This window comes from Rhabdaerophilum sp. SD176, from assembly GCF_030143245.1.
In the GTDB taxonomy this organism is placed as follows: Bacteria; Pseudomonadota; Alphaproteobacteria; order Rhizobiales; family Beijerinckiaceae; genus Rhabdaerophilum.
In genome coordinates this window covers 118,300-139,009 of record NZ_JARJNS010000003.1, presented here as the reverse complement: position 1 = coordinate 139,009, position 20,710 = coordinate 118,300, and the positions used below count along the sequence as shown (strand labels likewise).

The window sequence follows — 20,710 nt, the reverse complement described above, 5'->3', positions numbered from 1 at the left end:
CTCTTAGTCTCCCGGCAGATGCATCGCAAGGCAGCTCCCTGCGACCTATTCCGCCGCTCGGGGCGATTGCAATGTCAGTTGCGCGAGCAGCGCCCGCAGGCTGGGGGGGCGGATCGGCTTGTTGAGGATCTGGACATTCTCCGACGCGGCCTCCTCCCGGACCTCGGGAGACCGGTCTGCCGTAATCAGCACGGCCGGCAGGTCAGATCCGTAGCGCCAGCGCAGCCGGCGGATCGCATCGAGGCCATGGCCATCGTCCAGCTGGTAATCGACGAGCGCGATCGCCGGGATCACCTTCGCCTGCCCGGCTTTCTCCATCGCCTCGGCGGCATGGCCGGCCGTGAGGACCTGGCAGCCCCAGCCGGTCAGAAGGCGTTGCATCCCGTCAAGGATGGTCGGTTCGTTGTCGATCACCACGACATGCAACCCGACCAGCGGGGAATAGCTCGTCGCATGGGGCAGGTCCCGCTGATCCGGTTCCGGCAGGGCGACTGATTCGGGGGCCCGCGGAATCGAGACGCGGAACATGGTGCCGCGCCCCGGCCGCGATTCGAGGGAGAGATCGAGATCGAGCACCTTGACGATGCGCTCGACGATCGAGAGGCCGAGCCCGAGGCCCCGCTCGATCCGGGCGCCCTGGTCCAGGCGCTGGAACTCCTTGAAGATCGCCTTGTGCTTGCTGCTCGGAATGCCGATGCCCGTATCGCCGACCACAAGGAGTACATGCTCTCCGCGACGGCGCATGCCCACGAGGACATGCCCCTTGACGGTGTATTTGATCGCGTTCGAGACGAGGTTCTGCAGCAGCCGACGCATCAGCCGCCTGTCGCTGCGCACGACAAGGCTGCTGGGCAGGATCGTCAGACGGATCCCCTTGGCCCGGGCGATGGGATCGAATTCGATCTGCATCTGCGCCAGCAACTCGCCGATCTTGAAGCTGGTGATCTCGGGCTGCATCTTGCCGCCATCCAGCCGCGAAATCTCGAGCAGAGCCGACAGGATTTCCTCGACCGCATTCAGTGATGCGCCGACATTTTCGGCCAGTTCCGCGTTATCCTGTCCCTTGAGCGCTTCCGAGAGCGCCGCCGAATAGAGCCGCGCCGCGTTGAGTGGCTGGATGATGTCGTGGCTGGCTGCAGCGAGGAAGCGCGTCTTGGAGGCGTTGGCTTCATCCGCATCGAGCTTGGCACGCCCAAGCGCCCGGTTCGCCTGGGTCAATTCGTCGGTTCGCTGCCGGACGCGCCTTTCCAGCGTGGCATTGGCATCTTCCAGCGCCTTCTCGGCCTGCACGGCTTCGGTGATGTCAGTGTAGGTGGTGACAAGGCCACCATCCGGCAGGTGGTTCGAACGGATCTCGATCACCCGGTTCGACGGCGTCAGCCGGAGCCGCTGCGGCTCCGATTCCTGCACCAACGAGGCGATCCGCCGGGCGATGACGTCGGCACGGGGCGACTTGCCGTATAGGCCCCGCTTGGCGTTGTAGCTCACGATCTCGTCCAGCCCGACGCCGAACCGCACCAGATCGGCCGGCAGGTCGAACAGGTCCTGGAAAGCACGGTTCCAGCACATCAACCGAAGATCCTGGTCGAACACGGTGACGCCCTGGCGGGCATGATCCAGCCCATGCTGCAGCAAGGTCCGTGAATACTGGATCGCAGCCGACGCATCGTCGAGCAGCTTGAGGGCCGCTTCGGTCGAGACGTTCCGCCGCCTGAGCATCAGCGAGAGGACGAGGCGCGAGGAGGCCGCACCGATTGCCGAGGCCAGAAGCTGCTCGGCAAAGCGGATCGTATGCGCATCGGCTTCCTGCCCCGGGCTGAAAGCGAGACCGCGCTGGTCCTCGAACGACCGGAAGGCGCGGCTGGTCCGCTCCTCGCCGAGATAGCGGCCAACCGTGGTCTTGAGGTCATCGACATTGACCGCACTGCGCCAGAGCTTGAAGCCCGGCCCCGAGGTCGCCGCTTCCGGCCCCGTGAACAGGCTTGCCTGCAGGCGCTCGATCGGCGTCGGCTCGCGCAGCAGCGAGATCGTGACGAAGGCCAGCAAGTTAAGACCAAGCGAAATTCCCACACCCTGGACCAAATTGGGCAGGTGAGGACTGAGGATGCTCGATGGTGCAAGGAAGCTCAGCCCGAATGGTCCGTCCCGGACAACGTGGTGGATGAAGCCTTCCGACCCGGCAAGGGTGGGCAGGAACAGGAGGTAGAGCCAGCTGAGAAACCCGATGGCCAGCCCCGCCAGCGCCCCCTGTGCATTGGCGCGCTGCCAGAACAGGCCCCCGAAAAAGGCCGGAACAAGCTGGGCGATCGCAGCAAAGGAAAGCAATCCGATCGAGGCCAAAGCGGCCTTTTCGCTGGAGCGGTAATAAGCAAATCCGAGAAACAGGATGACGACAACCGCCACGCGGCGGATCGTCAGCACCATCTCGACCATGTCGGCGCTCGAACGAACCGTTTGCTCGCCGTCCTCCAGAGCATCCTTGGGCCGGAGATTCATCCGCCGCAGGAGGAAAGGCATGGCGAGATCATTCGATATCATGATCCCGCAGGCGACGGATTCGACAATCACCATGGCGGTAGCCGCCGAGAGCGCACCGATGAAGGCGATGAGCGCGATCCAGCCGGCATGCGCGAACTGGGGCAGGGACAGGACCATGAAGTCCCGGTCGATCCCGGTCTCGGGGAAGATCAGCCAGCCTGCCAGCGCGATGGGGATCACGAAGATGTTGATCGCCACGAGATAGGCCGGGAAGTGCCAGGCGACGCGCCTGAGATCTTCCGTGTTCCGATTCTCCACCACCATGACATGGAACTGGCGCGGCAGCAGGAAGATGGCGCAGGCAGCCAGCGCCGTGGTTGTTGTCCAGACCCACGGGTCCGGCCCTGTCGAGAGCACGCGCGCCGCCGGCGGGAATTCCCGTGCCTGCCGGAACAGGTCATCGAACCCGTTGAACATCCAGTAGACGACGAAAATTCCGACGGCGAGGAAGGCCAGCAGCTTGATCAGGGATTCAGCGGCAACCGCCAGCATCAGCCCGTCCTGATGCTCGGTCGCGTCGATATGGCGTGTGCCGAACGCGATGGCGAAGGCAGCCAGCACCACGGTCACCAGCAGCGAGACATCGCCGATCAGGCTGAAGCCCTGCGTCATCGGCACGCCCTGCTCGCGGAAGACGATGATCTCGAGCGAGGCCGAGATCGCCTTCAGCTGCAGCGCAATGTAGGGGATGGTTCCGACCACGGCGATGATCGCCACCATCCCCGCGACCTTGCTGCTTTTGCCGTAGCGGGCGCCGATGAAATCCGCCACCGAGGTGATGCGCTGGGATTTCGCAATATTGGTGATCCGGGCGATCAGCGGAAGCCCGATCAGGATCCCGATCAGCGGACCGAGATAGATCGGCAGGAAGTCGAAGCCGCTGCGCGAGGCCAGTCCGACAGAGCCGAGAAAGGTCCAGGAGGTGCAATAGACAGCAAGCGTCAGCGCATAGATGGTTGGCCGCAGGCGTCCCCGCATGAGCCAGCGGCCCCGCGTATCGCCATAATGCGCTATCGCGAACAGAGCGAACAGGTACAGCAGCGCGGCAATGAGCGCGACCCAGCCGGCGAGCATGGTTTTTCCTTGTTCCGTTGGCCGGGAAAGCAGGATTTCATGCTCTTGCCGAACCCGCAAGTCGACTCTCGGACAAGGAAGCCCTGATCTTTGCGGGGGAGAAAGCCGGGCATCCCGCCAAAATCCTTGCATGGTCAAGGTTTTGTTTCCAAGACTTGCCTGGCAGGGCCGGATATGAGCCCGGCGGGTGCGGATTCAACGGCGTGAAGGGGAATGCCATGTTGAAGGAATTCAAGGAATTTGCCCTGAAGGGCAATGTTGTCGATCTCGCCATCGGCGTGATCATTGGTGCCGCTTTCGGCAAGATTGTCGATTCCATGGTAGGTGACATTTTCATGCCGCTGATCGGCGCGATCGTCGGCGGGCTGAACTTCGACAATTACTTTCTGGCGCTCAGCAAATCCGTGACGGCCACCAACGTCGCGGATGCGGCCAAGCAGGGTGCCGTTCTCGCCTACGGCAAGTTCCTGACGGTCTCGATCAATTTCGTCATTATCGCGTGGGTGCTCTTCATGGTCGTCAAGGGCATGAACCGGCTCAAGCAGCAGCAGGCCGCCGAGGCCCCTGCCGCGCCGGCCGAGCCACCGGCCCAGGAAAAGCTGCTGATGGAAATCCGTGACCTGCTCAAGAAATAAGGGTCGCCGGCCCGCCGTGGTTGGTTGAATGCCTGCTGCTTTCGAAGCATAACGCCCCGATGATGAGTCCTTCCCTTTCTTCGGCGTACCCGATCCGGGCAAACGCCGCGCAAGCCCCGTCAAGCGGGATCGTCGAGGTCTTCGATTACGGAAGAGGCCGGCCGGGCCTCATCCCGCTCTGGGTCGGCGAGGGCGACATGCCCACGCCGGCCTCGATCACCGCGGCCGCCAGCGCCTCGCTCGCCGCGGGCGAGACCTTCTACACGTATCAGGCTGGCCTTCCGAGCCTTCGGGAAACGATTGCCACCTATCTCGGCGGCATGTACGGCACACCCGTCTCCGCCGACCGGATCTATGTCACATCCGGCGGCATGCATGCCCTGCAGATCGCGGTAACCATGGTCGCCGGCGCGGGTGACGAGGTCATCGTGCCTACGCCGGCCTGGCCCAATTTCATCGGTGCCCTGACGGTTTCCGGCGCCACTCCGCGTGAAGTGCCGATGCGCTTCGGAACGACAGGCTGGCAGCTTGATCTTGAAGCCCTTGCAGCGGCAGTCGGTCCGAAGACGCGGGCGATGGTCATCAATTCGCCAGCCAATCCAACCGGCTGGACCGCAAGCGCGGAGGAAATTCGATTCCTGATGGATCTGGCCCGCCGTCACGGTTTCTGGATCATCGCCGACGAGATCTATGGTCGATTCTATTTCGACGGCCCCCGCGCCCCGTCCTTCCGCGATGTGATGCGCGAGGATGACCGCCTGCTCTTCGTTCAGACCATGTCGAAGAACTGGGCGATGACCGGCTGGCGCCTCGGCTGGATCGAGTCACCGGCCGTCCTTGGCCCGACCATCGTGAACCTGATCCAGTATTCGAGCTCGGGCGCCCCAGTCTTTATCCAGCGCGCCGCCGAAACCGCCATCCGCGAGGGCGAGGCCCTGATCGCCGGGCAGGTGGAACGGGCGCGGAGGAACCGGCAGATCCTGCTGGAGGCCTTTTCCCGGCAGAACCGGTTTCGCATGGCGCCGCCTGCCGGGGCATTCTACCTTTTCTTCGGAATCGAAGGCGTCGGAGATACACGGCAACTCGCCTTCCGCTTGATCGACGAGGCGAATGTCGGTCTTGCCCCCGGGACGGCGTTCGGCGCCGGCGGCGAGGGCTTCCTCCGCCTGTGTTACCTCCGGAAATCGGAGGATATCGCCATGGCGGCAGACCGGCTGGTGGAGGCGGTGGCGCGGCTGTGACCGGGGTCGGTGCCCTGCCGGTCTGGGGCCGGCTGATCCTGACAATCGGCGCCGGACTGGTCGGCGGCTATGTCTTCTTTCTGCTCCGGCTGCCCGCTCCTTGGCTTTCGGGCGCCATGGTCGGTTCGGTCCTGCTCATCGTGATCGGGGTGAAGCCGGTCATGCCGGATTCGGTGCGCGATCTCGGGATGCTCTTTGCCGGAGCGTTGACCGGCAGCGCCATCACACCGGAAATGCTGCGCGCACTGGAGCGCTATCCGGTCTCGCTACTGATCCTCGCGCTGACCACATTGGCCATTGTCTTTGCCGGCCGGCTGGCGCTTGTCCGGCTTTTCGGGTGGGACCGGAACAGCGCGATGTTCGCCTCGGTGCCGGGCGCGCTCTCCGCCGTAATCGCGGCGGTATCCGAAACCCGGTCGAACATGCTGCCGATCGTTGCTGTGCAATCCTTCCGGATGTTCGTGCTGGTGGCGGTGCTGCCCAGCGCCACGCTCCTCGCCGTGCGCGAGGTCAACACCGCGCTACCGGATATTATCGGCCCGCTGCCCTTCGCCCTCATGATGGTGGTGGCGGTGCTGGTGGCCTGGCTGTTCCAGGCCTTGCGGATCATGGCGCCCTTCCTGCTGGGCGGAATGGCGGCGGCCGGGCTGCTCCATGTCACCGGCCTCATCACCGGTTCGCCACCTGTTGCAATCGTCTCATTGGCGATGGTGATCGTCGGCGTCTATGCCGGCTCCCGGTTCTCGGGGCTCGATTTCCAGACGGTGCGATCGCTCTTCCTGCCCGGCATCCTGCTGCTGGTCGTCACCGTCGCGGTCGCTGCGCTGGGAGCCCTGCTCACGGCCCGCTTTGCCAATGTGCCGCTCCCCGAAGCGCTGGTTGCCTTCGCGCCCGGTGGCCTCGAGGCCATGGTGGTGCTCGGCCTCGCGATGGGCCTGGATCCGCTCTATGTTTCCTCGCACCATGTGGCGCGTTTCGTGATGATCGCGGCCGCCCTGCCCTTCCTCGCCCGGCGAGCCGCAGGCAAGGACGCATCCTCGTAAGCCGGCCCGTGTTCGTGGCGATGTATCAAACGCGCAGCGCTTACGACACGGCAGTCATCGGCAATTCGGCAAGCCCCTCGCCCAGCATCAGGTAGACGCGGCTCCGGCTTGCCGGGAAAAGCCCGGCGATCGCAGGGTCACTCACACAGAGCGCGCCGGTGAGGGCACCGAAGGCCGGCAGGAGCAGGCGGGGTTCCGCGACAACGAAACAGCGCCGACGCTGCCGCCCTGCCCTTGTGGGCAGGCGCGCTGCAGGGTGGAGATGGCCGACAATTTCCGGATGACCATCCTCGGCCGGCTCATGCCGCAGGCGCAGCGCGCCGGGCAGTTCGATCTCGCCGGCCACCTCCCCGGGCAAGCCGGACAAGGCAGGGTCGTGATTGCCGGTGATCCAGACCAGCTTGACCGACCGGGCAAGCTCTTCCAGTTCGGCCGCAACCGGCGCCAGGCTCGCTTCCATCAGCCTCTGGCGGTGAATGCTGTCACCCAGCAACACAAGTCGCTCCGGCTGCCAGTGGTGAACAAGGACGAGCAGCCGGCGCATCGTGTCGAGGCTGTCATAGGGCGGGAGCATCTGGCCCCCGCTGGCATAGGCGAGCCCCTTGCCGAGGTGGAGATCGGCGACGACGAGAAGCCGTTCGTCCGGCAGGTAAGCCGCGCCGGCCGGCAAGAGCAGCACCTCGTGGCCGGCCAGCAGGATGCGAGCCGGAACGGGCCGTCGGGCATCGTTGCGCTGGGCGGCCTGTCTCATGCGGTTCCGAATGCCTCCCCCATCTCGTCCAGCAGGCGGGCCGCCTCGTCGGCGATCGCCTGGTCGCGGGCCTCGCCATAGACGGGCTCTTTGCCAATCTCCAGCAGGATCGGTACCGAAAGCGGCGAGACCTGCGCCAGATCATGGTGCACGATTCGCCCGCGAATCCGCATCAGAAGATCGGAGAGGCGGCGCAAATCCATGAGGCCCGTCGCCGCATCTGCGCGGGCAGCCTTCAGCAGAACATGATCCGGCTCATGCTTGCGCAGCACGTCGAAGATCAGGTCTGTCGACATGGTCACTGCCCGGGACTTCTTCTCCATGCCGGGAAAGCGCCTCTCGATCAGGCCTGCAATCACCGCGCAGGCGCGGAAGGAGCGTTTCATGAGCGCGCTCTCGTTCAGCCAGTCCTCCAGATCATCACCCAGCATATCGGGGTCCCAGAGCCGGCCGAGAAATTCCGGTTCGGCGGCGATGCGGATCGAAGGGTCACGCAGCATCCAGATCGCGATGGCATAGTCATTGGCGACGAAGCCGAGCGGCTGGAGGCTGGCGCGTTCGAGGCGGCGGGTCAGGAGCATGCCGAGCGTCTGGTGGGCAAGCCGCCCCTCGAAGGGAAACGCCGCGAGATAGTAGCGCCCGCCACGGGGGAAGGTTTCGACCAGCAGGTCTTCAGGGCCGGGCAATGCCGATTTCCCTTGCTGCAGCGCCAGCCAGGTGGCGACCTGCTCTGGCAGCCCCGCCCAGGCCGAAGGGTCGGCCAGCATCGACCGGACCCGCGCCGCCAGATGGGTCGAGAGCGGAAACTTGCCGCCATTATAGGAGGGGATCATCGGATCCTTGCCGTGCGCGCGCGTGGTTACCACACGATCCTCGACGATGCCCTCGAAACGAAGAACCTCGCCGGCAAAGACGAAGGTATCGCCAGCGGTCAGGCCTTCGGCAAAGTATTCCTCGATCTCGCCGAGCAGGCGGCCGTAACGCAGGGCACCGCCTTTCGCCGAACCGAGATGCACCTTGAGCATCGTCGATTCGACAATCGTTCCGACATTCATCCGGTAAGCCTGCGCGATCCGGGCGTTGGCGACCCGCAACCTGCCCTCGCCATCGCGCCGGATCTTGGCGAAACGATCATAGGCGCGAAGGGCATAGCCGCCATCCGTTGCGAAGCGGATCACGCGGTCGAAAGCCTCCCGTTCGAGCCCGGCATAGGGCGCCGCCGCGGTGACTTCCCGGTAGAGCGCCTCCGGATGGACCGGTTCGGCCACCGTCATGCCGAGACAATGCTGGGCCAGCACATCGAGCGCGCCCTCCCGGCTCGTTACGGCATCCTGCTCGCCGGCCCGGGCTGCCTCGATCGCGGCGTGGCATTCGAGCACCTCGAACCGGTTCGAGGGCACGAGATAGGCCTTGGAGGGCTGGTCGAGCCGGTGATTGGCACGGCCGATCCGCTGCAGCAGCCGGCTTGCGCCCTTGGGGGCGCCGACATTGATGACAAGGTCGACATCGCCCCAGTCAATGCCGAGATCGAGCGTTGAGGTGCAGACGACCGCATCAAGGCCGCCGGCCGCCATGGCCGCCTCGACCTTGCGTCGCTGCCCGACATCGAGCGAGCCATGGTGGAGGGCAATGCGGCGGTTTTCCTCGTTCAGGCCCCAGAGCGCCTGGAACACGAATTCCGCCTGCATCCGCGTATTGACGAAAACGAGGGTCAACCGGTGACGGCCGATCTCGCTGTAGATCTCCGCCATGGCGTGCCGCGCCGAATGGCCGGCCCAAGGCAGGCGCTCCTCGGTTTCGAGCAGGCGGAGATCAGCTGGAGCGGCAAGGCTGCGCGGAACCTCGACAAGATCAGCCATGGCCGGGCCACCGGCCTGATCGACCAACCAGCGACGGAGATTGTCCGGCTCCGCCACCGTGGCGGACAACCCGAAAGCAATGGCTTGCGGCGCGAGAAGGCGCAGTCGGGCAAGACCGAGAGCAAGAAGATCGCCACGTTTCCCGGGCGCCAGCGCATGCAACTCATCGACGATGATCTGCCGCAGCCCGGAAAAGACCTTCCGGGCCTCGGGATTGGCGATCATCAGTGCCACCTGCTCCGGCGTGGTGAGCAGGATCTGCGGCGGCTGGCGCATCTGGCGCTGGCGACGCGCGGCCGGCGTATCTCCGGTCCGGGCCTCGATGCGGAGCGGAAGGCCCATTTCCGCCACCGGCTCCTCGAGGTTGCGGGCAATGTCCACCGCAAGCGCCTTGAGCGGCGAGATATAGAGCGTGTGCAGCCCCTCGTTGCGCTCTGGCCCGGACAGCTCAACCAGCGTCGGCAGGAAGCCCGCGAGCGTCTTGCCGGCCCCTGTCGGTGCGATCAGCAGCGCGGAGCGGCGCGCCGAAGCCCGGGTAAGCAGCTGGGCCTGATGCCAGCGCAGGCTCCAGCCCCGGCCGGCAAACCAGTTGGCAAAAAGCGGCGGGAGAGGGGAATCAGCGGGTGACACCATCGGGCCAAGGTGGCGTGGCTGTCATGGGGCGGCAAGGAGGAAGAGCGCGCCTGGCACGGGCTTGCCGGCATCGAGGCGTGAAACGGCCTCCTCCTCGGCCAGCAGGGTGAAGCCGGCTTCCACCGCAAGGTGACGGACGAGGCCCGGCGCGTGATGGATGCGGCAATCCTCACCGACCACAACCCCTTCCCCCGGGTGGGTCTGCACCGTAAAGGCAAGAATTCCCGAGGGCGCGAGGCAGCGGCGGGCTTCCGCGAAGGCCGGCGCGAGATCGGGAACATAGCAGAAGACATCGGCAGCAATCGTCAGATCGGCACCGGCCACCGGCTGCTGTGTGAGGAAGGCAACAAGTTCGCCCGCCTGAAGCCCGGCATAGAGCCTGGTTTCGGCAGCAACAGCGACCATGCGGGGCGAGAGATCAACCCCGAAGACGAGGCCGGCCCGGCTGCCGAGAGCCCGGGCCATCAGACCCGTCCCGCAGCCGAGATCCAGCACATGCGCAAAATGCCGCTCCGGCTGATGGCGGTCCAGCGCGGCAACGAGCAGTTCGGGCGCGCGATAGGCAAGCTGGTTGACGAGGTGGCTGTCGAAACGCGGCGCGTAATCGTCGAACAGGGCTGCGACATAGGCTGCCGGCATCGCCTCGGCGACCGGCTTGCTGCCAATCTGCGCCAGCAGCATGGCAGCGCCGAGATGATCGGCTGGATCAAGCGTCAGGACGCGCTCCAGAGCCGCGCGGGCCGTTTCCTCCTCGCCGAGGGCCAGAGCGGCCCTGGCAAGGGCGAGATGCGCGGGTGGCCAATGCGGCACCAGTTCGAGGGTCTGCTCGAACAGGTCGAAAGCCGCCTGCCAGTCCTGTTCAGCCAGGGCGGCATCGCCATAGGCGTAGCGACGGTCGGCGATCATGTCGCCCGAGGAGCGGGTCGAGAAAGGTGGCGTGGCAGTCATGCCCCGTGCCTTAGGGCGTGGCCCGCGCTATGTGAAGGGCGGATACCGATCCTGGCCTCCGCTTTTCGAACCCAGCAATTCTGGAAACCGCCTTGGCGATACGCCCGGAAACCCTGCTGCATCCCCGCCCGGAAGGCCTCTATTGCCCGCCGGGGGATTTCCATATCGATCCGATGCGCCCTGTTGCGCGGGCACTGGTCACGCATGCGCATTCCGACCATGCCCGGGCCGGGCACGGCCATGTGCTGGCGACGCGCGAAACGCTGGACATCATGCGGATCCGACTCGGCGAAGGTTTCTGCGGCAGCGAGCAGGCCATGCCGTTCGGCGAGAGCCTGACCCATGGCGGGGTGCGGATCAGCTTCCATCCAGCCGGACACGTGCTGGGCTCGGCCCAGATCACCCTTGAATGGCAGGGCTGCCGGATCGTTGTCTCGGGCGATTACAAGCGCCGGCCGGACCCGACGGCCGAAGCCTTCTCCCTCCAGCCTTGCGATGTCTTCGTGACCGAAGCGACGTTCGGCCTGCCGGTATTTCGCCATCCGGATGCGCGCGACGAGGCCGGGCGGCTGCTCGCCTCGCTGGCCCGGTTTCCGGAGCGCACGCATCTCGTCGGTGCCTATTCGCTTGGCAAGGCGCAGCGGATGATCCGCCTGCTGCGCGATTGCGGCCATGACGCGCCGATCCTGCTGCATGGTGCCCTCGAGAAAGTGACGCAGTACTACGAAGCCCGGGGCATCTTGCTCGGCCCGATCGAGCCCGTGGCTGGCCGCAAGTCCCGCGATCTTTCAGGGCGGATCGTCCTCTGCCCACCCTCCGCACTGGCCGATCGCTGGTCGCGGCGCTTCCCGGATCCGGTGACAGCCGTGGCCAGCGGCTGGATGCGGATCCGGGCGCGGGCCCGACAGCGGGGCGCCGAGATTCCGATGGTGATCTCGGATCATGCCGACTGGACGGAACTTCAGGAGACGATCCTCGAGACCGGGGCGGGCGAGATCTGGGTCACGCATGGTCAGGAGGACGCGCTGGTCCATTGGTGCCAGCAGCGCGGGCTTGCAGCACGCCCGCTGCGGCTGGTCGGCTATGGCGACGAGGAGGCGGCATGAACCGCTTCGCCGCCCTGATCGAAGCTCTGGCCTTCGAGCCACGCCGCCTGGCCAAGCTGACGCTGATGGAGGAGCATTTCCGGACCGTTCCGGACCCGGATCGCGGCTATTGCCTTGCCGCCCTGTGCGGAGCGCTCGACCTGCCGGCGGCCAAGCCGGCCATGCTGCGGCAACTGATCAGCGAACGGACCGATCCGGTACTCTTTGCTCTCTCCTATGATTATGTCGGCGATCTCTCCGAGACGATCGCCCTGCTCTGGCCCGCGCCAGCCGGCGGGCCGATCCGCGACAGCGCGATCGGAGCCGTCGTCGAAACACTGCAGAAAGCCTCCCGTCGCGAGGTTGCCGGCCTTGTTGCCGGCTGGCTCGACACGCTTGACGAGCGCGGCCGCTGGGCCCTGCTGAAGCTGATGACCGGCGGGTTCCGAATCGGTGTTTCGGCCTCGCTCGCCAAGCTGGCCCTCGCGCGGTTCGGTGGGGTCGAGGCGGCGGCGATCGAGGAGATCTGGCACGGGCTCGAGCCCCCCTATGCCGGGCTCTTCGCCTGGCTGGAAGGGCGAGGGCCGCGGCCCGACCCGGGCCAGGCGCTGACCTTCCGCTCGCCCATGCTGGCCCATCCGATCGAGGACGAGGATTTCGGCCGGCTGGATCCGCGCGAATTCTCTGCCGAATGGAAGTGGGACGGCATCCGCGTGCAGGCCGCCGGGCGGCTCCGCGGTAACGCAGCCGAGATCCGCCTGTTCTCGCGCAGCGGCGACGACATCACCGCCGCCTTCCCGGATCTGGCCGGCGCGCTGCATTTCGACGGGGTGATTGACGGAGAACTCGTCGTGATGGACGGAAAGGCGGTCGCGCCCTTCTCCAGCGTCCAGCAGCGGCTCAACCGGAAGACCGTATCGGCACGGCTGATGGCCGAGTTTCCCGCGCAGCTCATCGCCTATGACTGCCTCTTTGCCGGCGAGGAGGACTTGCGAAGCCTCACGCTGGCCGAACGACGGGACAGGCTCGACGCCCTTGTCGCAGCCCATGGCGGGCGGCTCTGCGCTTCGCCGCCAATCGATTTCGACAGCTGGGAGGACCTGGCCAGGCAACGCGCGCAATCCGCGGAGCATCCCGCCATCGAGGGGGTCATGCTGAAGCGGCTGGCTTCACCCTATCTCGCCGGGCGCCCCAAGGGCCACTGGTACAAATGGAAGCGCGATCCCGGCCTCGTCGACTGCGTGCTGATGTATGCCCAACGCGGACACGGGAAGCGTTCGTCCTATTATTCCGATTTCACCTTCGGCGTCTGGGACGGGGACAGGCTGGTTCCGGTCGGGAAGGCCTATTTCGGCTTCTCCGATGCCGAACTGGTCGAGCTGGACCGCTTCGTCCGGCAGAACACGACCAACCGGTTCGGCCCCGTGCGCGAGGTGGTGCATGAAGCCCGGACGGGACTGGTGCTCGAGATCGCCTTCGAGGGGCTGCAGGCCTCGACGCGGCACAAATCCGGCATTGCGATGCGCTTCCCGAGAATCCATCGCATCCGCTGGGACAAGCCGCCAGCGGAGGCTGACCACCTCACGACGCTTCAGGTGACGCTGGCGCGGGCGCCTGCACACCCGGCCGTGCCGGACGCCTGACCAGCGCCTCTACCATCCGGACGAGCGTGGCCACCGCAAGCAACAGAGCGGCGCCCAGTTGCACCCAGAGCAGGAAATCCATGGGCATGGTGCCGATCTGCCCACCGAACAGCGCCATGCCGGTCGCCAGGCCAACCACCGCGAGCCGCCCGTAGGCCAGCCGCGCCGAAGGCAAGGCACGCGGCCGCATCAGCCGGAAGAGGATCCGCTCGGAAAGGCCCGTCGCGACCACCTGGACCAGCACCAGAAACCCGATCAGGGAGAGCCAGGCTGGCAGGACGGTCCAGACATGGCCGATCAGGACCGGCCAGCCGAGCGAAACAGCCAGTGCCGGCAAGGCGAGACCGTCATCGAACCGCAGGGCATCGACCGGTAAAGGCGTGCGCGGTGTTCCGGTGCCGCAGGCGAGAGCGACGCCGAGCGGATCGTCCGGTTGGCTTCCGCAGGTTGTCAGCCAGCCCTTGAGGCCCGGATCGAACACGAAGCCGGGCCATTGCCCCGGCGCCGTGGTACGGAGGGTTTCGATGATGCCCGCGCGGATCTGCCAGTCGGCGACGAGCATCACGCCGCAGAGGAGCCCGGCAAGGACGATCGCAATCGCGCCGCTGGCCACCCTGCCACGCCGGGCGGGCAGCAGCGCCAGTGCCTGGCCCGATGCGGCGCCGAAGACGAGGCCCGTCAATGCCGCCTGCACACGCGTCCAGGAGGGGGATGCCAGACCCTCAAGCAGAGCCGGGATGAGCGCGATCCGGCCCTTCACCCCCTCAAGGTTCAGGCCGGTCTCCGAGAGTTGCGGCACAAGGCGCAGCATTTCCACGGCTGCCGGAAGCAGGCCCATGACGAGCGTCAGGGCCACGGCGACGAGGGCCAGCCGCCCGAGCCCCGCCATGCCGCCCAGAACGAGCAATGCGCCGGTGACGAGAGCGAGGTTGGTCATCTGCGTCGGATCGGAGCCAAGGAGAACCGGGCTCCAGAGCAGGCGGGAGCGTTCCCATATGAACAGCGCGCCAGCAATGACGAGCACGAGCAGGGCGAGGCCGGCGAGCTTCCGTGCCCCGCTCCCACCCGCGAGGGGATCGCGGTCAGCGGGGTCCTTGGGCGGTTGCCTGAAATTGCGCCAGGGCCGTGTCCCGGCCAGCAGCAAGCCGGCGATCCAGCCCAGCAGGACCAGCAGGAGAAGCGCAGACGGCTCCGGCGAATGGCGGAAAAGCGAGAACCCGGTCAGGAGCAGGGTTGCTGCGAGGCAGGTGGCCGTCAATGGCGCTCCGCGCTCATGACCGATCACGAAACGGCCCAGCCGGCTCGTCATGTTGAGCAGCGCCAGCGCAACCGCCGCAAGTCCCATCAGCGCATAGCTTCCGGATACGGCAAGCGAGGCCGGCATCCCCATCCGTTCCGTGAGCATCAGGATGCCGAGGCCCGCCAGGGCAAGTGCGAAAATCAGGGCCGTCGACATGGAAGGCGATCACCTGGCTCCCGACGGGAGAAACGGGAATGGACACTGCTTTCGTTCTAATGGACGAGCCATGTCGCTTGCAAATAGAGAACGTTGTCGGCCATCATCAGCCCAGAAGACAGGATGCGGTACGCCGATATGCGCCAAGCCGTGCAATGAACGGGACGGAACCATGACACAGGCAGTTCAGGACCATGGTAGGGGCACGATTATCGTCGCCGACGATCATCCATTGTTCCGCGGCGCACTGAAACAGGCCTTGTCCGGGATCTTCGCCGAACTCTCCGTGATCGAGGCCGGAACGCTGGAAGAAACGGTGCAGGCGCTGTCGGGGCAAGGGGATATCGATCTTGTCCTGCTCGACCTGAAAATGCCCGGTGTCAGCGGGTTTTCCGGCCTGACCTTTCTGCGGTCGCAACACCCTGCGGTTCCGATCATTGTGGTGTCCGGCGTCGACGATTCGGCGACGATCCGTACCTGCATGGAGTTCGGCGCGGCGGGATACATCCCGAAGACGACGCCGATCGAGGTGATGAACAAGGCGATCCGCATGGTTTTGACCGGCGGCACCTGGACGCCGCCGGATATTCCGCTCGGCGAACTGGCGGACAAGGAAACCGGAGACCTGATCCGGCGCCTTGCCAGCCTGACCCCCCAGCAGATGCGCGTCCTGACGATGCTTTCGGAAGGGCTGCTGAACAAGCAGATCGCCTACGAGCTTTCCGTCTCCGAGGCGACGGTGAAGGCCCATGTCTCGGCAATCCTGATGAAGCTGGGCGTGGAGAGCCGGACGCAAGCGGTCATCGCAGCCTCCAAGCTCGATATTCCTGGCTGAGCGCGGCTTCAGGCCTCAGCCCAGGTTGCCGCATTGCGGCCGACCAGTTGCCCGATCCCGGCGACCCGTTCGCGCTCGACGGCCCGCAGCAAGGCCGTCTTGATCTCGCCGATCAGCCCCGGCCCCTGATAGATCAGCGCGGAATAAAGCTGGATCGCATCGGCTCCCGCCGCGATCTTCGCCACAGCATCCTCACCGCTGGCGATCCCGCCAACGCCAATCAATGGAAACTGCTTTTCCACACGCAGGAAGGTCTTTGCCAGGATGATGGTCGAGAACCGAAACAGCGGCTTGCCGGACAGTCCGCCGGTCTCCTTCGCGAGCGCCTTCTCCACCAGCGAGTCGGGACGCGCAACAGTGGTGTTGGAGACGATCATGGCGTCGATCCCCCGGGCGCGGGCCACTGCGATGATGTCATCAAGCTGGGTTTCGTCGAGATCCGGTGCGATCTTGAGGAAAATCCGGGTCGTCAGCCCAAGGCGGGCGCGCAGGTCGAGCACGCGCGCAAGAAGGTCGTCCAGAAAGGCGCGTCCCTGAAGGTCGCGCAGGCCAGGCGTGTTCGGCGAGGACACATTGAGCGTAACGAATTCGGCCAGCGGACCGATGCCTTCGACCAGGGCGAGATAATCGGCGATGCGGTCGGCGCTTTCCTTGTTCGCCCCGAGATTGACCCCGAGCACGCCCTGCCGGCGACGCGCGGAAAGCCGCCCGGCAATGACCTTCATCCCGTCGCTGTTCAATCCGTAGCGGTTGATCACCGCGCCATCGGCCGGCAGCCGGAACACGCGCGGCTTCGGATTGCCGGGCTGGGGCAGCAGCGTCACGCCGCCCACCTCGACAAAGCCGAAGCCGAGGCGCATCAACGCATCGGGGACGCGGGCATGTTTGTCGAGGCCAGGGGCAATGCCGACCGGGTTGGGCAGGTCAAGCCCCGCCAAGGTGCACCGCAGGCGCGGATCGTCGGCCGGCGGCGCGGGCAGTGGCATCCTTTCCAGTGCGGCCACTGTCCAGTCATGGGCTGTTTCGGGGTCAAGCGCCCGGATCAGGGGTTGGATCAGGGGGAAAAGCCCGGGAAACATCGTCATCCATCCTTCGCGCCCGCAGGCGGCTGCCATTCGGGGGTGCCATCCTCGCGCCAGACCAGCGGAGCGACCCACCGAACCGCCGCGCGCGGCAAGGATGCAAAGAGATGCGGGAACAAGGCCCCGCCGCGCGACGGCTCTGCCTTCAATGCGGTGCCAAGCATAATCGTGTCAACCGCAACGATCCGGAGCCCGGACATGCCACCAAAGTGCCGCATCGCCGTTTCGGCCAGCTGGTCGGCGTAGGAAAAATGAATGTAGCCATCAGCCAGATCGACCGGAGCTCCCGCAAATGATCCATCGGCCTCGAACTGGCGCCATTGATCTTCAGTCATGATCTTGAAAATGGTAGTCTGCATCACTGTTTTCAGCTTTCACGACATTGCAACGTTTGATTATCACCGTGTTTAAACCATTGCTCCATAACATTTAATTGCAGATGGCCGCCAAAGTTGCTACCCCCTTCGGCAACCCATACGGATTTCCCCTTACCATGCTCACCCATGCTCAAATCTGGGCCGCGATCGATGCCCTGGCCAAACGCCAGGGATTGTCCGCGTCCAGCCTGGCCAAGAAGGCCGGGCTCGATCCGACGACGTTCAACCGCTCCAAACGCCAGAATGCCGATGGCCAGTTGCGCTGGCCATCGACAGAATCCATCGCCAAGGTCCTCGGGGCGACGACGACCAGCATCGATGACTTTCTCGGCCTGCTGACCCAGACCGAATGGCCCTCGCGCCGCGTTGCCTATCGCCTGCTGGACGAGACACTGGCCGGCTCTCTCGATCCGACCGGTCGCCCGCTGCATGCGGGCTGGGACGAGATCGCCTTTCCCTCTCCGGTCGACGGCGTGCTCTATGCGCTGGAAATCCACAGCAGCGCCTATGCGCCGGTCTATCGCAAGGGCGATGTCATCATCGTGGCGCCCGAGGCGGAGACGCGCCGCCATGACCGGGTGCTGATCATCGACCAGGGCGGAGCGGCGGATCTCGGTGTTCTGGGCCATGCCAGCGCGACCCATCTCCATTACACGCCGTTCCGCGACGACGTGCCTGTGGCCCGGCCCAGCCACGAGATCCGGCACGTCTCGCGGATTGTCTGGGCCAGCCAGTAACGATCAGGCGCCGCGGGTGTCCAGAAAACGCTGGTGCTCGGCGATCAGATCGCCACGGAGGGCCTTTTCGATCAGGATGGTTGTGTTCGAGAGGCCATAGATTGCCGCGAATGAACCGAAGCGAGGCCCGCGCTCCTCGCCCAGAAGGATCTGGTAAATCGCGCTGAACCAGGCATTGGAGACACCCGGGCGCTCGACCGTCGCGCCCTTGGCCTTGAGGTCCTGGTAGCGCGGCTCGGCCCGGGCAACGTCATAGGCCGCTTCCTGGATTGCCTCCCCGCCAGCATCGGCTGGCAGGGCGCGAAGCTTGCCCAGCAAGGCCCGCAGGGCCCCAGCCTCCACGTCGTCGGCAGACTTGTAGGCCTTCTTGGGCTTCACGAAATCCCGGAAATAGCGGATCGCATAACCGACGAGGTTGTCGAGGCGCGGATGGGTTGCCGGCGAGGCGCCGGGCGCATAACGCTGCAGGAAACCCCACAAAACGGCCTTGTCCTCGGCGTTGGCCACGGCAACGAGGTTCAGGAGCAGCCCGAAGCTGACCTGCGTGCCAGGCTGGTCAATGCCATGGCCGATCCGCTCCGGTGCCGGCGGATTGCCGCCATGGATATGCCAGACCGGGTTGCCGAGGCGGTTCTTCTCGTCCTGACGGCCGAACGCGTCGAGAAAGCTGAGATATTCGTCCACGGCACGCGGGATGACATCGAAATAGAGCTTCTTGGCCTCGCGAGGGCGCTGGAACATGTAGAGCGCGAGGCTCTCGGGCGAGGCATAGGTGAGCCATTCGTCGATGGTCAGGCCGTTCCCTTTCGACTTGGAGATCTTTTGCCCCTTCTCGTCGAGGAAGAGCTCGTAGTTGAAGCCTTCCGGCGCCTCGCCATCCAACGCGCGGACGATCTCGCCGGACAGCTTGACACTGTCGATCAGGTCCTTGCCGGCCATCTCGTAATCGACATCCAGCGCCACCCAGCGCATCGCCCAGTCCGGCTTCCATTGCAGCTTGGCATGCCCGCCGGTCACGGGCGTCTCGAAGGCCTTGCCGGTTGCGGGATCGCGCCAGACAATCGTGCCGGCATCCAGCTTCCGCTCCTCGATCGGTACCTGCATCACATGCCCGGTTTCCGGATGGATGGGCAGGAAGGGCGAATAGGTGGCGGCCCGCTCCTCGCGCAGCGACGGGATCATGATCGCCATGATCGCTTCGTAGCGCTCGAGCATGAGCAGCAAGGTGCTGTCGAAGGCGCCGGAGCGATACCATTCGGTCGAGGAACGGAACTCGTACTCGAAACCGAACTGGTCAAGGAAGGCACAGAGCCGTGCATTGTTGTGGTGGCCGAAGCTCTCATGCGTGCCGAAGGGATCCGGAACCTTCGTCAGCGGAAGGTTCAGCGCTTTCGCCAGCATCTCCTTGTTCGGCACATTGTCCGGAACCTTGCGCAGGCCGTCCATGTCGTCGGAATAAGCGATGAGCCGGGTCGGGATCTCGCCGCCGGTCAGCGTCTCGAAGGCCCGGCGGACCATGGTTGTCCGCGCCACCTCGCCGAAAGTGCCGATATGGGGCAGGCCGGACGGGCCATAGCCGGTCTCGAACAGGACGGCCTGCTTGCCCGATTTCGCGAAGCCGCCACGACGCTCGAGCCGGGCGACCAGCTTGCGCGCTTCCTCGAAAGGCCAGGCGGCCGAATTCTGCGCGGCATCGCGGTAGGCGAGGAGGTGGGACATCGGAGTTTCCATCGGAATTCAGGGTCTTGACGAGCGGATCTGGTTAGTGGCCCGCGACCGGTGCGTCAATCAATAGAAAGGCATCGGAAAATGCTTGAGGAGCAGCTTGGCATAGCGTCCGTCGCGGATCAGGCGCCAGAGCGCATAATCCACCGCACCACGGAGCGTGGTATTGCCCTGCCGGAAGACGAGGCCTGCCCCCTCGCCGAAGAAGCGGCTTTCGAGGATGGGGCCGCCATAGAAGCGGCAGCAGGCCAGCGAACTGGATCCATTCAGCCAAAAGGACAGGGCGATCCCGTCGCCGAAGACAAGATCGACCTCGCCGCGCCGGACGGCTTCGAGCGCCGGTTCGAGCCGGTCGTGGCGCTGCAGCCGGATACCCGGGAAAAACGCATTGAGGAAGGCCTCGTGCGCGCTTCCGCCGATGACAGCAACCGAACGCCCGGCAAGTTGCCGGAAGTCGCCATCGGCCGGCAGCGTGCCGGACCGGACAACAAACCGCGCCGGTACGCGATGCGTGGGCAGCGACATCTCGAAGCGCTGGCGCAACTCGGGCGTAATGCGGTGCGCGGCGATAACGGCATCCGCCTCGCCCGCTTCCAGGGCCGGCAGGAGGAGATCCCATCGGCGCGTCTGGATCGTGCAGGGCACGGCGAGTTCCGAGCAGATCGCCCGGGCGAGATCGACATGGAACCCGACCAGCGCCCCGTCACGGCCGAGATAGTTGAACGGCGGATAATCCTCTTCCGTCACGAAGCGGATCGTGGCGCCGCGCGGCAGGTCGCGCCGCTCGATACGGCGGTCCGGGTCGATGACCAGCGGCACGATGACCGGCGGTGCAGCGGCAGAGGTGCTTTGGGCCGCAATCGGAGAGGCCCCGCCAAGCACGAGCATCGCGGCGAGGAACAGGACCATGCCGGCCCCTCCCCGTCTTCCGTGCGGGGAATTCGACGCAGCGGAAGCGCGTTCGGCATTCATTCAGGCTGGGCTCGCTTTAGGTCGGCGGCGCAGGGTGACCGAGCTTTCCTCGGGATGCAACGGCCTTTCTCCGATT

At 65.5% G+C, this 20,710-nt stretch carries 16 protein-coding genes; 7 read left to right on the top strand and 9 right to left on the bottom strand.

All coding sequences use genetic code 11. The annotated features are described in order from the left end of the window. Positions 1-45: 45 nt before the first annotated feature. On the bottom strand, positions 46-3,612 hold the full coding sequence (locus tag P0652_RS07435; protein WP_284178156.1) for a hybrid sensor histidine kinase/response regulator: 3,567 nt from the start codon (positions 3,610-3,612) through the stop codon (positions 46-48). Between the two features lie 218 nt (positions 3,613-3,830). On the opposite strand from P0652_RS07435, the gene mscL reads away from it, so the two are divergent. The 3 genes from mscL to P0652_RS07420 are packed head-to-tail and all read left to right on the top strand — an operon-like array spanning position 3,831 to position 6,531. Beyond that, positions 3,831-4,247 carry a large conductance mechanosensitive channel protein MscL gene (gene mscL / locus P0652_RS07430; protein WP_284178155.1) on the top strand — a complete coding sequence of 139 codons (417 nt, stop codon included), beginning with the start codon at positions 3,831-3,833 and terminating at the stop codon, positions 4,245-4,247. A gap of 59 nt (positions 4,248-4,306) precedes the next feature. After that, positions 4,307-5,488 carry a pyridoxal phosphate-dependent aminotransferase gene (locus P0652_RS07425; RefSeq protein WP_284178154.1) on the top strand — a complete coding sequence of 394 codons (1,182 nt, stop codon included), beginning with the start codon at positions 4,307-4,309 and terminating at the stop codon, positions 5,486-5,488. Beyond that, positions 5,485-6,531 (top strand): AbrB family transcriptional regulator, encoded by a 1,047-nt coding sequence (locus tag P0652_RS07420; protein ID WP_284178153.1) that lies wholly within the window; start codon positions 5,485-5,487, stop codon positions 6,529-6,531. Before P0652_RS07425 ends, P0652_RS07420 begins: the two co-directional genes overlap by 4 nt. A 40-nt stretch (positions 6,532-6,571) precedes the next feature. Here the strand turns inward: P0652_RS07420 and pdeM are convergent, their stop codons facing one another. The 3 genes from pdeM to P0652_RS07405 are packed head-to-tail and all read right to left on the bottom strand — an operon-like array spanning position 6,572 to position 10,722. Further along, a complete protein-coding gene (gene pdeM / locus P0652_RS07415; RefSeq protein WP_284178152.1) occupies positions 6,572-7,282 on the bottom strand; it encodes a ligase-associated DNA damage response endonuclease PdeM in 711 nt (236 codons plus the stop codon). Continuing rightward, the gene (locus P0652_RS07410; RefSeq protein ID WP_284178151.1) at positions 7,279-9,774 is read right to left on the bottom strand and encodes a ligase-associated DNA damage response DEXH box helicase; all 2,496 of its coding nucleotides are present in this window, start codon (positions 9,772-9,774) and stop codon (positions 7,279-7,281) included. The genes pdeM and P0652_RS07410 overlap by 4 nt, the downstream gene beginning before the upstream one ends. 21 nt (positions 9,775-9,795) lie before the next feature. After that, entirely contained in the window at positions 9,796-10,722 is a 927-nt protein-coding gene (locus tag P0652_RS07405) for a methyltransferase domain-containing protein (RefSeq protein WP_284178150.1), read from the bottom strand. A 98-nt stretch (positions 10,723-10,820) separates the two neighbouring features. Between P0652_RS07405 and P0652_RS07400 the strand changes: the two genes are divergently transcribed. Beyond that, positions 10,821-11,828 (top strand): ligase-associated DNA damage response exonuclease, encoded by a 1,008-nt coding sequence (locus tag P0652_RS07400; protein WP_284178563.1) that lies wholly within the window; start codon positions 10,821-10,823, stop codon positions 11,826-11,828. Then, the gene (locus P0652_RS07395) at positions 11,825-13,450 is read left to right on the top strand and encodes a cisplatin damage response ATP-dependent DNA ligase (protein ID WP_284178149.1); all 1,626 of its coding nucleotides are present in this window, start codon (positions 11,825-11,827) and stop codon (positions 13,448-13,450) included. The genes P0652_RS07400 and P0652_RS07395 overlap by 4 nt, the downstream gene beginning before the upstream one ends. On the opposite strand, the gene P0652_RS07390 is transcribed toward P0652_RS07395, so the two are convergent. Next, on the bottom strand, positions 13,389-14,906 hold the full coding sequence (locus P0652_RS07390; RefSeq protein WP_284178148.1) for a hypothetical protein: 1,518 nt from the start codon (positions 14,904-14,906) through the stop codon (positions 13,389-13,391). The genes P0652_RS07395 and P0652_RS07390 overlap by 62 nt on opposite strands. A 172-nt stretch (positions 14,907-15,078) precedes the next feature. On the opposite strand from P0652_RS07390, the gene P0652_RS07385 reads away from it, so the two are divergent. Next, positions 15,079-15,741 carry a response regulator gene (locus tag P0652_RS07385; RefSeq protein WP_284178147.1) on the top strand — a complete coding sequence of 221 codons (663 nt, stop codon included), beginning with the start codon at positions 15,079-15,081 and terminating at the stop codon, positions 15,739-15,741. 8 nt (positions 15,742-15,749) lie between these two features. On the opposite strand, the gene P0652_RS07380 is transcribed toward P0652_RS07385, so the two are convergent. Next, positions 15,750-16,820 carry a quinone-dependent dihydroorotate dehydrogenase gene (locus tag P0652_RS07380; protein WP_284178561.1) on the bottom strand — a complete coding sequence of 357 codons (1,071 nt, stop codon included), beginning with the start codon at positions 16,818-16,820 and terminating at the stop codon, positions 15,750-15,752. Positions 16,821-16,822: 2 nt separating this feature from the next. After that, the gene (locus P0652_RS07375) at positions 16,823-17,182 is read right to left on the bottom strand and encodes a DUF952 domain-containing protein (protein ID WP_284178146.1); all 360 of its coding nucleotides are present in this window, start codon (positions 17,180-17,182) and stop codon (positions 16,823-16,825) included. A gap of 134 nt (positions 17,183-17,316) precedes the next feature. On the opposite strand from P0652_RS07375, the gene P0652_RS07370 reads away from it, so the two are divergent. Next, entirely contained in the window at positions 17,317-17,937 is a 621-nt protein-coding gene (locus tag P0652_RS07370; RefSeq protein ID WP_284178145.1) for a S24 family peptidase, read from the top strand. 3 nt (positions 17,938-17,940) lie between these two features. On the opposite strand, the gene P0652_RS07365 is transcribed toward P0652_RS07370, so the two are convergent. Further along, positions 17,941-19,656 carry a lysine--tRNA ligase gene (locus tag P0652_RS07365; RefSeq protein WP_284178144.1) on the bottom strand — a complete coding sequence of 572 codons (1,716 nt, stop codon included), beginning with the start codon at positions 19,654-19,656 and terminating at the stop codon, positions 17,941-17,943. A gap of 69 nt (positions 19,657-19,725) precedes the next feature. After that, a complete protein-coding gene (locus P0652_RS07360) occupies positions 19,726-20,571 on the bottom strand; it encodes a transporter substrate-binding domain-containing protein (protein WP_284178143.1) in 846 nt (281 codons plus the stop codon). Positions 20,572-20,710: the final 139 nt, after the last annotated feature.

Coding starts and splice junctions, on each gene's coding strand:
- P0652_RS07435 (WP_284178156.1), bottom strand. CDS start 3,612: ATGCTCGCCGGCTGGGTCGCGCTCATTGCCGCGCTGCTGTACCTGTTC.
- P0652_RS07380 (WP_284178561.1), bottom strand. CDS start 16,820: ATGTTTCCCGGGCTTTTCCCCCTGATCCAACCCCTGATCCGGGCGCTT.
- P0652_RS07385 (WP_284178147.1), top strand. CDS start 15,079: ATGACACAGGCAGTTCAGGACCATGGTAGGGGCACGATTATCGTCGCC.
- P0652_RS07365 (WP_284178144.1), bottom strand. CDS start 19,656: ATGTCCCACCTCCTCGCCTACCGCGATGCCGCGCAGAATTCGGCCGCC.
- P0652_RS07395 (WP_284178149.1), top strand. CDS start 11,825: ATGAACCGCTTCGCCGCCCTGATCGAAGCTCTGGCCTTCGAGCCACGC.
- P0652_RS07390 (WP_284178148.1), bottom strand. CDS start 14,906: ATGTCGACGGCCCTGATTTTCGCACTTGCCCTGGCGGGCCTCGGCATC.
- P0652_RS07410 (WP_284178151.1), bottom strand. CDS start 9,774: ATGGTGTCACCCGCTGATTCCCCTCTCCCGCCGCTTTTTGCCAACTGG.
- P0652_RS07360 (WP_284178143.1), bottom strand. CDS start 20,571: ATGGTCCTGTTCCTCGCCGCGATGCTCGTGCTTGGCGGGGCCTCTCCG.
- mscL (WP_284178155.1), top strand. CDS start 3,831: ATGTTGAAGGAATTCAAGGAATTTGCCCTGAAGGGCAATGTTGTCGAT.
- P0652_RS07405 (WP_284178150.1), bottom strand. CDS start 10,722: ATGACTGCCACGCCACCTTTCTCGACCCGCTCCTCGGGCGACATGATC.
- P0652_RS07375 (WP_284178146.1), bottom strand. CDS start 17,182: ATGCAGACTACCATTTTCAAGATCATGACTGAAGATCAATGGCGCCAG.
- P0652_RS07425 (WP_284178154.1), top strand. CDS start 4,307: ATGATGAGTCCTTCCCTTTCTTCGGCGTACCCGATCCGGGCAAACGCC.
- P0652_RS07370 (WP_284178145.1), top strand. CDS start 17,317: ATGCTCACCCATGCTCAAATCTGGGCCGCGATCGATGCCCTGGCCAAA.
- pdeM (WP_284178152.1), bottom strand. CDS start 7,282: ATGAGACAGGCCGCCCAGCGCAACGATGCCCGACGGCCCGTTCCGGCT.